A 15,952-nucleotide genomic window follows, 5' to 3' on the forward strand; every position below is an offset into this window, starting at 1 on the left:
CCTCCTGAGAGGCGGGCTTTTTGCTGGCTGGGCGGCTCGAGCGCACAGCGTCAACCACAGGGCTCAGTGTGCCAGGTGCAGGCCACACTCGCGGTTGTCTTCCGCCTTGGTCGGGTCGACGTAGTCGAACTCGTTGGGCAGGTCGTGGGCGACCAGATACTCGTGCATCTGCTTGGATGACCAGTTGAGCACCGGGGCGACCTTGATCAGGCCATCGCCGTTCAGCGAGACCGGCTGCATGCCGGCACGGAAGGCGGTGTCACTGGCGCGCACGGCGGTGAACCACATTTCGGGGTTCAGCTCGCGCAGCGCACGCTCGAAGGGTTCGAGCTTCACTTCACGGGTGAAGGCTTCATGGCGCGGGTCATCGATATGCGGGGTGAGGCCATCGACGGCTTCACGGTGGGCACGCGTGCGCTGCGGCAGATAGATGATGCGGTTCAGGTTCAGCTTGCGCGTCACCTCATCGGCGAAGCGGTAGGTGGCATCGGTGTTGTAGCCGTTGTCCATCCACACGATCGGGATATCAGGGCGGAAGCGCGTCACCATGTGCAGGATCACCGCCTCGAAGGGTCGGAAGTTGGTGGTGCAGATGGCGTGCTTGTCCAGTGACAGAGCCCAGCGGGTCAGGGCTTCCGGGTCGTTGCCGAATTCGGCATTGATGCGGGCGAGATCGAAGGTATCGGACATGAGGAGTCTCCAGAACGAGGGCACGTCCGATGGAGCGGGGCGCAGGGCTGATCAATGGCCAGCAAAGACCATCAGCAGAGGCGGGTAGCGCTCAAGGAGACGTGCAGGAATGCGCCTACCCTATCAAAGGCAGGCACTGCTTCCCCAATACGAATTCGTTCGAACGTTATATGCCATCGAGTTATGGCGCTCATGACGCCTTATAACGCCGCCTGTCAGCCAAGCGCTTCCATCAGGCGCTGGATCTTGGCCAGGCTCTCGCGGTATTCGGCCTCTTCCTCGGAGTCGGCGACCAGGCCACCGCCGCCCCACAGATGCACCTGCCCCTCGGCGATCACCGCCGTGCGGATCGCGATGGAGGTATCCATGTGGCCGCGGATATCCAGATAGCCGAGGCTGCCGCAATATGCGCTGCGGCGTACCGGCTCCAGCTCCTCGATGATCTGCATGGCGCGGATCTTGGGCGCGCCGGTGATGGAGCCGCCGGGGAAGGCGGCGCCGAGCAGATCCAGCGCATCGCGTCCTTCATCCAGGGTGCTGGTGATGGTGCTGACGGAATGGTGCACGTTGGCGTAGCTCTCCAAGGCGCACAGTGAGGGCACCTTGACGCTGCCGGGCGCAGAGACGCGGCCCAGGTCGTTGCGCAGCAGGTCGACGATCATCACGTTCTCGGCGCGGTCCTTGGGGCTGGCCAGTAGCTCGGCGGCAAGTCGGGCGTCCTCTTCCGGCGTCGCGCCACGTGCGCGGGTGCCCTTGATCGGCTTGGTCTCGACCGCGCGATGATTGACCTCGACGAAGCGCTCCGGCGAGACGGAGACGATCGCCATCTCCTCGCCCTTGGCGTCCTGCCAGCTCAGATAGCCGGCGTAAGGTGTCGGCGTGGCCTGACGCAGGCGCAGGTAGGCATCCCAGCTGTCGCCACTGCAGTCGGCGGAGAAGCGCTGGGTCAGGTTGATCTGATAGCAGTCACCGGCATGCAGATACTCCATCACCTGGCGGAAGCGTTCGCCGTAGCCCGCGCGGTCCAGCAGCGGCGCGAAGGGGGTGTCGAGGACGAAGTCGGCGCTGCGCGGCGCCGGTTGCTCCAGCCACTCAAGCACCTGCCGGCGCCGTTGGGGCGAGGCGATCAGCCAGCTCTGCTGGCGCTGATGGTCACTGATCAATGCCCAGTCATAGAGACCGAGACGCGCCCAGGGCAGCGCGATATCGTCCTCGGTCGTGGCGGGCAGGTCTTCCAGCGCGCGCCCGAAGTCGTAGCTCCAGTAGCCCAGCAGGCCGGCGATGAACGGCAGGTCCTCGGCGCTCAGGTCATGCCGGGCGAGCTCTTCGCCTGCCAGCGTCTGCGGCAGCAGGGTCAGCAGCTGGCGCTGGGCCTCGATCACCGGCAGGCGGGCGAGGCGCTCCAGCGCTTCACTGAACTGGCTCAGGTCACGCATCGACTCAGGCAGCGGGCCAGTGAGCTTGCCGCCGTGTGGGCCTTGCTCCAGCACGGCCAGCGGGTCGCTGCTGATGATGTCGAAGCGGCCACCGGCCAGCGACGGCTGGCCGCTGTCGAGCAGCACGGCGTCGGGACGTGAACGCAGGCGTGCGAAGCGCGACAGCGTGGAGGCTTCATCCTCGGCGGCGAGGGCGTAGGGCAGGGCGTTGATTTCGAGCGAGATGGTCATGACAGCTTCCGTTGGCGGACAGGGCATTCTAGGCATCCGAAGGCGTTTTGTCCGCCCATGCGTGCGGATTCCGGTGAGGGGCTGTCCTTGTTGGCTTGCCGTTCTCCCGTGCGCTGATTAAGGTGCCTGCCTCTGAACGCCCTGCGCCGTCATCGACGACTGCGTTGACGCACGTGCTGACGTTCGCCCAGCCCTCTTGCCCAGTCTCTTGCCCAGCCCCTGGCACCCCACCGGAGCCCCTGCATGCATCCCGAGTTCGAACATGGCCAACATCTGCTGTCACGTCCCGATCAGAACATCTTCTGGCAGCGTCTCAAGCGGTATGACGCACAGGGCGGACGTCGACTGCTGATGCTGCACGGCGCGGGCGTGGCCGGCACGCTGACCTGGGCACCGCTGGTCGGGCATCTCACGGCCCATGATGAGCTGATCATCCCGGACCTGCGTGGCATGGGGCAGACGCTGGCGCCGCAGGGCGGTGAGCCTCCTTTCACCCTCGAGCAGGTGGTCGAGGACGTGATGGCGTTGATCGAGACCCAGCGCATCACGCATTTCGACCTGATCGGCTACAGCTTCGGCGGGCTGGTCGCCATGCGCCTCGTCCAGCGTCTGCGCGCCGAGCGCCCGGAGGTGAAGGTCGGCGACATCAGCCTGCTGGAGCCGGCACTGCTGGAGCGCGAATGCCACGCCACCATGCTCAAGGTGCGTGACGGCTACGCCGAGGCGGCGCGCGCCATGCGCGAAGCCTCAAGCCCCGAGGCGGGCATCACCGCCTTCCTCGATCTCATCTCGCCGCATCGCACGCGCAACCCGCGCGCCGAGCGCATGATGGTGGCGCGATTGGCGCATCGCCATCTGGGCTTCGCCAATGCGCTGGACTGTGTCACGCATGCCGTGCGCGAGATCGACCGCGAGGCGCTGCTGGCCGACGTGCTGGCCTCCGGCAGCGAGGTACGCAGCCTGGTCGGCGGCAAGAGCCCGCAGACCCTGCGCGACTATCACAGCCTGCTGGCCGAACGTCATGCGGGTTGGCAATCGCTGGAAATCCCCGGCACCGATCACTCCCTGCCTTTCCAGAAACCCCGCCGCATCGGCGCGGAGCTCAGCTTCACATAAATCGCGTGATTGTCGACAAGCCGACCGATGAACGGTCTGGCATTGAGACTCAAGACGCCCCGTCAGCCTGTGCTGGCGGGGCGTCTTGAGTCTCGGCAGCTACCGGCTGGAGTGCCTCTGGCCTGTCGATGTGTGAAGACTGGCATGGCGGCGTCTCAGGCGGTTTGGCCTTGTTCTGGCAGCCTTTTGTCCAGCGCATGCCAGCTCTCTTACGCCAAAGGTGTAGAGGATTTGGCGGATTGCATCTTGACCCACTCAGGCTCGCTGGCTAGTCTGGCAGTCATTGAATGATTGTCGACAATGGTGCTGAAAGTCCCTCATCGCCATTGTCCTGTCTCAGCCCCTTGTCCAGCCGGATTGCCTGACCGCCATGACCACCGATGCCTTTCACAATGCCACCACCGCTCGAAGCCTCGCACGCGGCGCCACTGCCGAGCAGGCAGGCCACACCGCCTCCGCGAGTGCTCCGGCGCCTGAGGTGCGCACTCTGGCCGAGCGCGTCTTCCACCAGCTGCAGGACGCCATCGTGCGCGGCGAGCTGGCACCGGGCAGCAAGATCACCGAGCCGGGGCTGGCGCAGGCCTATGGCATCTCGCGCGGCCCGCTGCGTGAGGCGATGCGTCGTCTCGAGGTCCATCGCCTGATCGAGCGCGTGCCCCACGTCGGCGCGCGGGTGGTCAAGCTCTCGATGACCGAGCTGCTGGAGCTGTTCGACGTGCGTGAGGCGCTGGAGAGCATGGCCGCGCGTCTGGCGGCGCGGCACATGACGCAGGAGGAGGTCACGCGGCTGCGCAGCGTGCTCAAGACCCACGAGCAGCAGTCGGACCTCAAGACCGGCACCGCCTACTTCCAGAAGGAAGGCGATCTCGACTTCCACTATCAGATCGTCCTCGGCAGCCATAACCATATGCTGATGACGATTCTCTGCGACGACCTCTACTACCTGGTGCGCATGTATCGCACCCAGTTCAGCGCCAGTGGCTCGCGTCCGCAGAAGGCCTTCGTCGAGCACCACCGTATCGTCGATGCCATCGAGGCCGGTGACGAGGAACTGGCGGAGCTGCTGATGCGGCGCCACGTCAGCGCCTCGCGGGAGAACGTCGCCCGCCGCTATGCCGCCACGCTCAAGGAAGAGCAGGGCGAGGAGTGAACTGCCACACCGCTTGCGACCGGATTACCCCCAACAATTCCAACCCCGTCATGGGCCCAGCCCGGGAGATGTCATGTCACGCCATCTGAGTTCCACCGCCTTGCCAAGCCCCGGCGCCCGCTTCCGCGCGGCGCTGGAAGCCAATCGTCCGCTGCCCATCGTCGGCACCATCAATGCCTATACCGCCATCATGGCCGAGCGTGTCGGGCATCAGGCGATCTACCTGTCCGGTGGCGGCGTGGCCAACGCCTCCTACGGGCTGCCGGACCTGGGCATGACCAGCATGAATGACGTGCTGGAAGACGCGCGCCGCATCACCGCCGCCAGCGAGCTGCCGCTGCTGGTGGACATCGATACCGGCTGGGGCGGCGCCTTCAACATCGCACGCACTATTCAGGAGATGGAGCGCGCCGGTGTCGCTGCCGTGCACCTGGAAGACCAGGTTGCCCAGAAGCGCTGCGGACATCGCCCCAACAAGGCCATCGTCTCCAGTCAGGAAATGGTCGATCGCATCAAGGCGGCCGCCGATGCCCGTCGTGATGACGACTTCTATCTGATCGCGCGTACCGATGCCTTCCAGAAGGAAGGGCTCGAGGCCGCCGTGGCGCGTGCCAATGCCTGCGTCGAGGCCGGGGCGGACGCCATCTTCGCCGAGGCGGTGCATACCCTCGAGGACTACCGCGCCTTCTGTGAGGGCGTCGACGCGCCGATTCTGGCCAACATCACCGAATTCGGCGCCACGCCGCTGTTCAATCAGCGCGAGCTGGGCGATGTCGGCTGCCGGATGGTGCTCTATCCGCTGTCCGCCTTCCGCGCCATGAACGCCGCCGCCCTCAAGGTCTACCAGAACATCCACGACAAGGGTGACCAGAAGGACGTGGTCGACGACATGCAGACCCGCATGGAGCTCTACGACTTCCTCGATTACCACACCTTCGAGCAGAAGCTGGACACCCTGTTCGAGGCCGAAAGCCGCAAGGATTGATGCCAGACGCTCGAGACGGGCGCCATGTCTCGCATCAGGAGGCCATTGGCTTCACGGGCCGGCACTTCCAGCCCGACCGTTTATCCCTCGCTGGCAAACGCCTGGCCGGCGAGGGGCTTGACGCTTTATGCCCTACAAGAAAAAGAACAACTCAATGACGCCACTGCCAAGGAGATCGCGCCATGTCAGATACCACCGCTACCCCGAGCCCTAGTGCCTCCAGCGGCCTGCGCGGCCAGAGTGCCGGCGAGACCGCCCTGTGCACCGTCGGCCAGACCGGCTCCGGCCTGCGCTATCGCGGCTACGATCTGGAGGATCTCGCCGCCCACGCAAGCTTTGAAGAAGTCGCCTATCTGCTGCTCAAGGGCAAGCTGCCCAATCGCGAAGAACTGGACGCCTACATCACGCGCCTCAAGGGGTTGCGTGGTCTGCCGGATGCCCTGAAGTCGGTACTGGAGCAGATTCCAGCCAGCGCCCACCCGATGGACGTGATGCGCACCGGTTGCTCGATGCTCGGCAATCTGGAGACCGAAGAGAGCTTCGATGAGCAGTCCGATCAGGCCGACCGCATGCTGGCGGTGTTCCCGTCGATCATCAATTACTGGTATCGCTTCAGCCATGATGGCGTGCGCATCGACACCGAGACCGATGACGACTCCATCGGCGCGCACTTCCTGCACCTGTTGCACGGCGAGGCCCCCAGCGAGCTGCATGCCGCGGTGATGAATACCTCGCTGATCCTCTACGCCGAGCACGAATTCAATGCCTCGACCTTCACCGCGCGTGTCTGCGCCTCGACGCTCTCCGACCTGCATTCCTGCGTGACCGGGGCCATCGGCTCGCTGCGCGGACCGCTGCATGGCGGTGCCAACGAGGCGGCGATGGCGATGATCGAGCACTGGCGCTCACCGGAGGAAGCCGAGCGCGAGATTCTCGGCATGCTGGAACGCCGCGAGAAGATCATGGGCTTCGGCCACGCCATCTACCGTGAACGTGACCCGCGCAACGCCATCATCAAGGAGTGGTCACGCAAGCTGTCCGAGGATGTGGGTGACACTCAGCTCTACGCCGTCTCCGAGCGCGTCGAAGCCGTGATGTGGCGCGAGAAGAAGCTGTTCTGCAATGCCGACTTCTTCCACGCCAGCGCCTATCACTTCATGGGCATTCCCACCAAGTTGTTCACGCCGATCTTCGTCTGTTCACGCCTGACCGGCTGGGCGGCGCATGTCTTCGAGCAACGCGCCAACAATCGCATCATCCGCCCGAGCGCCGATTACACCGGCCCGGAGCATTGCGACTGGCTGCCCATCGAGCAGCGCGGCTGACCCTTTCCTCGGCCAGTCAGCGTGCTGGCCGATCGTTTTCTTGACCGCCTGATGAGTCCGGATGCCCATGAATACCGAGTATCGCAAACCCCTGCCTGGCACGGCGTCACCGGGTACCCCGGTCGACTACTTCGATGCGCGTGCCGCCGTGGAAGACATCGCCCCCGGCGCCTACGCCGGTCTGCCCTATACCTCACGCGTACTGGCCGAGAACCTGGTGCGTCGCTGCCCGCCGGATCAGTTGCGTGACAGCCTCGTGCAATTGATCGAGCGTCGGCGTGATCTCGATTTTCCGTGGTATCCCGCGCGCGTCGTGTGCCATGACATCCTCGGTCAGACCGCGCTGGTCGACCTGGCCGGCCTGCGCGATGCCATCGCCGAGCGCGGCGGAGACCCGGCCAAGGTCAATCCGGTGGTGCCGACCCAGTTGATCGTCGACCACTCGCTGGCGGTGGAGCACGCCGGCTTCGACAAGGACGCCTTCGCCAAGAACCGCGCCATCGAGGAGCGGCGCAACGAGGACCGCTTCCACTTCATCGACTGGACGCGTCAGGCCTTCGAGAACATCGACGTGATTCCGCCGGGCAACGGCATCATGCACCAGATCAATCTGGAGCGGATGTCGCCGGTGATCGAGTCGCGCGCCGATGAGAAGGGCCATCAGGTCGCCTTCCCGGATACCCTGGTGGGCACCGACAGCCACACGCCGCATGTCGATGCGCTGGGCGTGATCGCCGTCGGCGTCGGGGGGCTGGAGGCCGAGAGCGTGATGCTGGGGCGTGCCTCCTACATGCGCCTGCCGGACATCATTGGCGTGCGCCTCACCGGGCGTCCGCAGCCAGGCATCACCGCCACCGACATCGTGCTGGCGCTGACCGAATTCCTGCGCGCCGAGAAGGTCGTCTCCTCCTATCTGGAATTCTTCGGCGAAGGCGCGGCCAGCCTCACCCTGGGCGATCGCGCCACCATCTCCAACATGACGCCGGAGTACGGCGCCACGGCGGCGATGTTCTACATCGACCAGCAGACGCTGGACTATCTGACGCTGACCGGGCGTGAGCCGGAGAACATCGCGCTGGTCGAGCGCTACGCGCGTGAAACCGGGCTTTGGGCCGACGAGAGCGGCCATATCGAAGGCGCGGTGGAATATGAGCGCGAGCTGACCTTCGATCTGTTCTCGGTGGTACGCACCCTGGCGGGCCCCTCCAACCCGCACAGTCGCGTGCCGACCAGTGAACTGGCCGCACGCGGGATCTCCGGGATGATCGAGCATGAGCAGGACGAGGACGGGCGCGACCTGATGCCGGATGGCGCGGTGATCATCGCCGCCATCACCAGCTGCACCAACACCTCGAATCCGCGCAATGTCATCGCCGCCGGCCTGCTGGCCAGACGCGCCAATGCGCTGGGGCTGACGCGCAAGCCGTGGGTCAAGACCTCGCTGGCGCCGGGCTCCAAGGCCGTGCAGCTGTATCTGGAAGAGGCGGAACTGCTGCCGGAACTCGAACAGCTCGGCTTCGGCATCGTCGGCTTCGCCTGTACCACCTGCAATGGCATGAGCGGTGCGCTGGACCCGGCGATCCAGCAGGAAATCGTCGAGCGCGACCTCTATTCCACCGCGGTGCTGTCCGGCAACCGCAACTTCGATGGCCGTATTCACCCCTACGCCAAGCAGGCCTTCCTGGCCTCGCCGCCGCTGGTGGTCGCCTATGCCATCGCCGGCACCATCCGCTTCGACATCGAGAAGGACGTTCTCGGGCATGCGCCGGACGGCTCGCCGATCATGCTCAAGGACCTGTGGCCGAGTGACGAGGAGATCGACACCATCGTCGGCTCCAGCGTCAAGCCGGACCACTTCCGTCAGGTCTACATCCCGATGTTCGAGGCCCGTCAGGATCGCGACGACACGACCAGCCCGCTCTACGACTGGCGCGAGATGAGCACCTACATCCGTCGTCCGCCGTACTGGGAAGGCGGCCTGGCCAGCGCACCGACGCTCAAGGGCATGCGGGCACTGGCGGTGCTGGGGGACAACATCACCACCGATCACCTGTCGCCCTCCAATGCCATCATGGCCAGCAGTGCGGCGGGCGAGTATCTGGCCGCGATGGGCCTGCCGGAGGAGGACTTCAATTCCTACGCCACTCACCGTGGTGATCACCTCACCGCGCAGCGGGCCACCTTCGCCAATCCCAAGCTGATCAACGAGATGGCCGTGGTGGAAGGGGCGGACGGCAAGCGCGAGGTCAAGCAGGGCTCGCTCACGCGTCTGGAGCCGGAAGGCAAGGTGGTACGCATGTGGGAGGCCATCGAGGCCTACATGCAGCGCAAGCAGCCGTTGATCATCATCGCGGGCGCGGATTACGGCCAAGGCTCGTCGCGTGACTGGGCGGCCAAGGGCGTGCGGCTGGCGGGCGTCGAGGCCATCGTCGCGGAAGGTTTCGAGCGTATTCACCGCACCAATCTGGTCGGCATGGGCGTGATGCCGCTGCAGTTCGCCGCCGGTACCACGCGCAAGACGCTGGCGCTGGATGGCAGCGAGATCTACGCCGTCGAAGGCGAGCCGGCGCCGGGGGCAGAACTCACGCTGGTGATCGAGCGTACCGCCGGCGACAAGGCAGGCCAGCTCGAGCGCGTGCCGGTCACCTGTCGTCTCGATACCCGTGAGGAAGTCTCCATCTACTCGGCGGGCGGCGTGCTGCAGCGCTTCGCCGAAGACTTTCTGAGTTCGCAGGCGCCGGGCGAGACGGTGGCGGAGGTGACGGCATGAGCCAGCAGGCACAGCTCAGGATTCCCGCCACCTATCTGCGTGGCGGCACCAGCAAGGGCGTGTTCTTCCTGCGTGATGAGCTGCCGGAAGCGGCGCAGGTGCCGGGCCCGGCGCGTGATGCCCTGCTGTTGCGCGTGATCGGCAGCCCCGACCCCTACGCCAAGCAGATCGACGGCATGGGGGGCGCGACCTCCAGCACCAGCAAGATGGTGATCATCAGTCGCAGCGAGCAGCCGGACCACGACGTCGACTATCTGTTCGGCCAGGTCTCCATCGACTCGCCCTTCGTCGATTGGAGCGGCAACTGCGGCAATCTCTCGGCGGCGGTGGGACCCTTCGCCATCGAGAAGGGCCTGGTGCCGGCCGAGCGCCTGCCGCGTGATGGCATCGCCGAGGTGCGTATCTGGCAGGCCAACATCGCCAAGACCATCATTGCGCGGGTGCCGATGTGCGAGGGGCGCGTCCAGGAAACCGGCGACTTCGCCCTGGATGGCGTGACCTTCCCGGCCGCCGAAGTGGCGGTCGCCTTCCGCGACCCCGCCGCCGGCGAGGGCAGCATGTTCCCCACCGGCAATGTGGTCGATACGCTGGAAGTGCCGGAATCGGTGGTCGCGGGCGGGCGGATCCAGGCGACCCTGATCAATGCCGGCATCCCGACCATCTTCGTCGCTGCCCGCGATCTCGGCTATCAGGGCACCGAACTGCAGGAAGCGATCAATGCAGACGGCGAGGCCCTTGCGCGCCTCGAGACATTGCGCGCCCACGGCGCACTGCGCATGGGGCTGATCCAGGAGCTGGGCGAGGCCGCCAGACGTCAGCACACCCCCAAGGTCGCCTTCGTGGCGCCGCCGGTGGATCACGTCGTCTCCAGTGGTCGCGAGATCAGGGCTGACGAGATCGACGTGCTGATTCGCGCCGTATCGATGGGCAAGCTGCACCACGCCATGATGGGTACCGCGGCCGTCGCCATCGCCGCGGCGGCCGCGGTTCCCGGCACGCTGGTCAATCTTGCCGCCGGTGGCGGGGCCGATGCTGAGTCTGGGGCCGGGCAGACTGGCTCCGCGCGTGACTCGGTGTGCTTCGGACATCCCTCCGGCACGCTCAGGGTCGGCGCGAGTGCCCATCGTCAGTCACCCTCGGGTCAGGTCAGTGACGGCCAGCAAGGCGAGGGCGAATGGACCGTCAGTGAGGCCGTGATGAGTCGCAGCGCGCGTATCCTGATGGAAGGCTGGGTGCGGGTGCCGGCGGAGACCTTGATGCGCTAGCGCCGGTATTGGCAGGCGATGGTCTATTGTCATGTTCGACAGCCAAGGCCCTCACCTGCGGCATCCCGATGAAAGCCGGCCTGGCATGCATGTGCAAAGGGCCGGCTTTCGCGTGTCTGTGGTGCGGACTCGGGTATTTCGGGGGGCGTGCCGGTATCGCGGGAGATGCATGCGAGCAAAGACGATCCACGACAGGAGATCACACATGAGCACGCCATCCTCTGATCAGACGGGCGAAAGCCGTCTCAGCGCCACTCAGGTCAGTACCAACCAGGCCAGTACAAGTCAGGCCAGCACCAATCAGGCCAGCGCCAACCAGCGCCCGGACTATGACTCGGAGCTGCAGCAGATCGCCGACTATGTGCTGGGGTATTGCGATGATCCTCATGTCGCGAATGTGGATACGGATACGGATACGGATGTGGATGGCCTGGCCGGCAAGAGCGTGCGCTCAGGTCCCTCGGCAGAGGCGATGGACACCGCTCGCCTGTGTCTGATGGATACCCTCGGCTGCGGCATCCTGGCGCTGCGCTTCCCGGAATGCACCAAGCATCTCGGCCCGCTGGTGGCCGAGACCGTGGTGCCTCATGGTGCACGGGTGCCCGGCACCGCCTTCAGTCTCGATCCCGTCAAGGCGGCGTGGGATATCGGCTGCACCATACGCTGGCTGGATTACAACGACACCTGGCTGGCGGCGGAGTGGGGGCATCCCTCGGACAATCTCGGCGGCATTCTGGCGGTGGCGGATCACCTCTCGCGCCAGCGTGTCGCGCTGGGCAAGCCACCCCTGGTGATGCGTGATGTGCTGGAGAGCATGGTGATGGCCCACGAGATCCAGGGCGTGCTGGCGCTGGACAATAGCTTCAATCGCGTCGGGCTCGACCATGTCATGCTGGTCAAGGTGGCGACCACCGCCGTGACGGCGCGCTTGATGGGAGCGAATCGCGAGCAGTTGCTGTCGGCGCTGTCCCACGCCTTCGTCGATGGCCAGAGCCTGCGCACCTATCGTCATGCGCCCAATGCGGGCTCGCGCAAGAGCTGGGCGGCGGGGGACGCCACCTCACGCGGCGTGCGGCTGGCGGACATCGCCCTGCGAGGTGAGATGGGCGTCCCCGGTGCTCTCAGCGCGCCGCAGTGGGGCTTCAATGATGTGTCCTTCAGTCACGGCAATAGCGATCTCGCGCTCAAGCCCGAAGACGAGCGACGTCTTACACTGGCGCGCCCCCTGGGCAGCTATGTGATGGAGAACGTGCTCTTCAAGGTCTCCTTCCCGGCCGAATTCCATGCCCAGACCGCCGCCGAGGCCGCCGTCCAGCTCCATCCCGAGGCGCGCGACCGGCTCGAGGAGATCGAGCGCATCGAGATCACCACCCACGAATCGGCGATCCGCATCATCTCCAAGCAGGGCGCGCTCGCCAATGCGGCGGACCGCGATCACTGCCTGCAATACATGGTCGCGGTGCCGCTGATCTTCGGCGAGTTGAACGCGGACCACTATGAAGATGGCTTCCATGCCGCTCACCCGGAGATCGACCGGCTGCGTGACAGGATGGTCGTCACGGAAGAGGCGCGCTTCACCCGCGAGTATCTGGAAGCCGACAAGCGCTCGATCGCCAATGCCCTGCGGGTAATCTTTTGTGATGGCAGTACCACCGAGCAGGTGACGGTGGAATACCCGCTGGGCCATCGTCGGCGGCGTGAAGAGTCGCTCGCCCCGCTCGAGGACAAGTGTCGGGCCAATCTGGCCACCTGCTTCCCGCCCTCGCGGTGCGACACCTTGATGGCGTTGCTGGGCGATCGCGAGCGACTCGAGGTACTGCCGGTGCACGAGTTCATGGCGCATTGGGTGCCGTGAGGTTGCCGGCCGCATGATGCCCCGTTGGCAATCAGTCATCCAATTGACTGGTGCCGTCATCCGGTATGGGTAAACTGGAAGCGGATTGCACAGGAAGATCGACAGGGGCGCTTGCAAAGACTCGCCGGAGAGCGGGACAACGCCTGCCGGGCCTTCATTGCAAAGGCATCATCACAAGGGACTCATCATGAAAACATTTCTGCTGCTGGGCGCCATCGCGCTGATCGTCATCTACGTGATCTCGATCTACAACAAGCTGGTCAGCCTCAAGGCTCGCTTCGCGAATGCCTTCGCGCAGATAGAGGTGCAGCTCAAGCGGCGCTATGACCTGATTCCCAATCTGGTCGAGACGGCCAAGGGCTATCTGAGTCATGAGCGTGGCACCCTGGAAGAAGTGATCAATGCCCGCAACAAGGCGATGGCCGCCTTGAATGCCGCAGCGGCGCATCCCGGCAGCATGGACAAGCTGGCCAGTCTGGCCGGTGCCGAGCAGGGGCTGGCAGCGAGTCTGGGCAAGCTGGATGTGGTGGTCGAGGCCTATCCTGAGCTCAAGGCGGACCAGACCATGAGCGACCTGATGGAAGAGCTGACCGCCACCGAGAACCGCGTCGCCTTCGCGCGTCAGGCCTACAACGATGCCGTCACCGACTACAACGTCTATCGCCAGAGCTTCCCGCAGGTGGTGTTCGCGCCGACCTTCGGTCATCGCAGTGATGCAGGCCTGCTGGCCTTCGATGACAGCGTGAAGATTCGCCAGGCCCCGGATGTCAGCTTCTCGTGAGTCGACCGGCTGATGCTTCTCTCGCAGCGGCCTTGCGCTGTGATCCTGACTGGGTAGATGGCGAGCGCGAATGAATTTCTATCATGAGCAGGACAGTGCGCGGCGTCGTACGCGGCTATTGCTGCTGGCCTTCACGGCCATGTCGCTGGTGGTGTCTCTTGCCGCCGGCGCCGTGGTGCATGTCGCGATCAGCAGTTTCCTGGGGCGCCCGGCCGCCACGACGTTTGAATATGTCTGGCCAGTGGCGAGCATCATCTTTCTGTGCAATGCCCTGGTCGCGGCGCGCGAGCTGCGGCGTCTGCAGCAGGGCGGTGCGGTCGTGGCCGCACGCCTGGGGGGCAAGCTGGTGGATGTCGAGACCCAGGACTCGAATGAGCGGCGGGCACTGAATGTCGTGGAAGAGATGGCGATCGCCGCCAATCTGCCCACGCCGCAGCTGTTCCTGCTGCCGCATGAGGCGATGATCAATGCCTTCGCGGCGGGCTATCGGCCCCATGATGCGGTGATCGCGCTGAGTCGCGGGGCGTTGGAGCAGCTGGATCGCAACGAGCTGCAGGGCGTGGTCGCTCACGAGTTCGCCCATATCGCCAATGGCGATATTCGCCTCAACCTGCGTCTGGCGAGTGCGGTCCACGGCCTGGTGTTTCTCTCCGAGGCGGGGCGCATTGGCTTCGTGTTGGGCAGGGCGCGCTCCTCCGGTTCCGACAAGAAAGGCGGCATGCCGCAGCTGATGCTGGTCGGTGTGGCGCTGTGGTTGCTCGGCAGTCTCGGCGGGCTGGGTGGCAGGCTGTTGCAGCGCGGGGTCGCGCGCTCACGCGAATATCTCGCCGATGCCAGTGCAGTGCGCCTGACGCGTTTCCCGGATGGCATCGCTTCGGCCCTCAAGCGTATCGGTGGCATGGGCTGGCAGGGACGTATCCAGCATCCACGCGCCATGACGTACAACCACCTCTTCTTCGTCGAAGCGCGCCCGCCATGGCTGACGGGCTGGTTCGACTCGCATCCGCCGCTGGATGAACGCATCAAGCGCCTGGAACCCCGTTGGGACAGGCAATATCTGAGCGCGCGCCAGCAACCGGTGCATACCTTCGAGCAGCAGGGGCCCATCGGGGCAGAAGTGCTTGGCGGGGTCATGGCGAGTATCGCCGGCGCGGCCGTCATGGGCGAGCTGTCGCGTTCCCGGGGTGAGCTCGAGAACCTGACGCTGTCGCGCTTTCTCTGCCCGCAGCTGGTGGTGGCGATGATCGCGCCTTCGGAGCTCACCCGGCGTGGGGTCTGGCTCACCGAGCTTGAGCGTCAGCATGACTGGCTGGATGGCAAGCGCGTGCGCGAGGCGCGGCGCAAGCTCGAGTCCTTGCCGCGGGTCGAGTGGATTCCCTTGCTCAACCGCTTGATACCGCGCTGGCGGGAAGCGGATGAGCGCGCGCATCGCATGCTCAAGGCGCAGACACCTCCGCAGGACATGTTTATCTGGTGTCTGTGGCAGTTGCTGCTGGAGTCACTGGACCCGCGAATCGATCGCAAGAGTGACTCGCTGGCCCTGCAGCAATGCCAGCCGGCCTGTCAGCATTGGCTCATGCTGATGGTCGGACTCATCGGCGATGAAACGCTGCGCGAGAACATCTTCCTGGATGCCAGTGCGGAACTTGGTCTGGCGCTTGCGTATCCGCAGTCGCAGCCGGATGGGGATAACCCTGCGCTGCGCTGCCGTCATCTCACGCAGCTGGCTCACCTGCGCCCGATGGACAAGCAGCGCTGGTTCACGGCGCTTGCCCAGGTGGTGCATGCCGACCAGACGCTGGTCGATGAAGAGGTGGCCCTGCTGACACTGCTGGCGCGCGTCATGCAGCTGCCGGAGGCGCGCCTGGAAGCGGCGCTTGAGACACAGTCGCATTCGCGTGGTGGCTGGCAGGCGCGCCCAGTATCTCGGCCCGCGGACGGCAAGGCGGTCTGAGTATCGACCAGGCGAGTGGCTGTTTTCTGCGTCAAAGCCCTTGCCATCAAGCCGATTCCTGCGTAAAGTACGCATCCGCTGCCGGGGACGCATGGCGTTACCAGCGGTAGAAGAGGTTTGCAGGTGGTTGTTTTGTTTGATGTTTTTGAAGTCCGCTTCGAAGTCATCGATTGACAATCCCGGGCGATTCGCTAGAATACGCCGCACTCCTTACGGAACAGGTGATCGAGCAATGCTCCTCACCGCTTGATGATGCTTAGAGGCAGTCGACTGACTCATCATCAAGTGCTTGACTTCTCAAGCGTTCCGGGTAGAATATGCCTCCTCGCTTAACAGCGACGCTCTTTAAAAATTTGATCAGGTAATTCGTGTGAGCGCTTGCCGATGAGTGGTG

11 protein-coding genes are annotated in these 15,952 nt (G+C 64.9%); 9 read left to right on the forward strand and 2 right to left on the reverse strand.

Going from position 1 to position 15,952, the window contains the following annotated elements; translation table 11 throughout:
- Positions 1–63 precede the first annotated feature (63 nt).
- Positions 64–690: a phosphoadenosine phosphosulfate reductase domain-containing protein gene (locus tag R1T44_RS04410; protein ID WP_054555396.1), complete on the reverse strand. Its 627-nt coding sequence runs from the start codon at positions 688–690 to the stop codon at positions 64–66.
- A gap of 215 nt (positions 691–905) precedes the next feature.
- Entirely contained in the window at positions 906–2,357 is a 1,452-nt protein-coding gene (gene pabB / locus R1T44_RS04415; protein WP_317292665.1) for an aminodeoxychorismate synthase component I, read from the reverse strand.
- Positions 2,358–2,600: 243 nt separating this feature from the next.
- Between pabB and R1T44_RS04420 the strand changes: the two genes are divergently transcribed.
- From R1T44_RS04420 to R1T44_RS04460, 9 genes are all read left to right on the forward strand, one after another.
- Positions 2,601–3,473 carry an alpha/beta fold hydrolase gene (locus tag R1T44_RS04420; RefSeq protein WP_279834543.1) on the forward strand — a complete coding sequence of 291 codons (873 nt, stop codon included), beginning with the start codon at positions 2,601–2,603 and terminating at the stop codon, positions 3,471–3,473.
- Positions 3,474–3,843: 370 nt separating this feature from the next.
- Positions 3,844–4,623 (forward strand): GntR family transcriptional regulator, encoded by a 780-nt coding sequence (locus tag R1T44_RS04425; RefSeq protein WP_107335487.1) that lies wholly within the window; start codon positions 3,844–3,846, stop codon positions 4,621–4,623.
- 73 nt (positions 4,624–4,696) lie between these two features.
- Positions 4,697–5,608 (forward strand): methylisocitrate lyase, encoded by a 912-nt coding sequence (prpB, locus tag R1T44_RS04430; protein WP_043333964.1) that lies wholly within the window; start codon positions 4,697–4,699, stop codon positions 5,606–5,608.
- A gap of 182 nt (positions 5,609–5,790) precedes the next feature.
- Positions 5,791–6,933, forward strand: coding sequence for a bifunctional 2-methylcitrate synthase/citrate synthase (gene prpC, locus R1T44_RS04435; protein ID WP_317292666.1), 1,143 nt, complete (start codon positions 5,791–5,793; stop codon positions 6,931–6,933).
- Positions 6,934–7,000: 67 nt separating this feature from the next.
- Complete coding sequence (gene acnD, locus R1T44_RS04440) at positions 7,001–9,703, forward strand: Fe/S-dependent 2-methylisocitrate dehydratase AcnD (protein ID WP_317292922.1); 2,703 nt, start codon at positions 7,001–7,003, stop codon at positions 9,701–9,703.
- On the forward strand, positions 9,700–10,968 hold the full coding sequence (gene prpF, locus R1T44_RS04445) for a 2-methylaconitate cis-trans isomerase PrpF (RefSeq protein ID WP_317292667.1): 1,269 nt from the start codon (positions 9,700–9,702) through the stop codon (positions 10,966–10,968). Before acnD ends, prpF begins: the two co-directional genes overlap by 4 nt.
- 205 nt (positions 10,969–11,173) lie before the next feature.
- Positions 11,174–12,823 (forward strand): bifunctional 2-methylcitrate dehydratase/aconitate hydratase, encoded by a 1,650-nt coding sequence (locus R1T44_RS04450; RefSeq protein ID WP_317292668.1) that lies wholly within the window; start codon positions 11,174–11,176, stop codon positions 12,821–12,823.
- A gap of 187 nt (positions 12,824–13,010) precedes the next feature.
- Entirely contained in the window at positions 13,011–13,604 is a 594-nt protein-coding gene (locus tag R1T44_RS04455) for a LemA family protein (RefSeq protein ID WP_317292669.1), read from the forward strand.
- A gap of 70 nt (positions 13,605–13,674) precedes the next feature.
- Positions 13,675–15,558 carry a M48 family metallopeptidase gene (locus R1T44_RS04460; RefSeq protein WP_317292670.1) on the forward strand — a complete coding sequence of 628 codons (1,884 nt, stop codon included), beginning with the start codon at positions 13,675–13,677 and terminating at the stop codon, positions 15,556–15,558.
- Positions 15,559–15,952 lie beyond the last annotated feature (394 nt).

This window comes from Cobetia amphilecti, assembly GCF_032923285.1.
GTDB classification, from domain to species: domain Bacteria; phylum Pseudomonadota; class Gammaproteobacteria; order Pseudomonadales; family Halomonadaceae; genus Cobetia; species Cobetia amphilecti.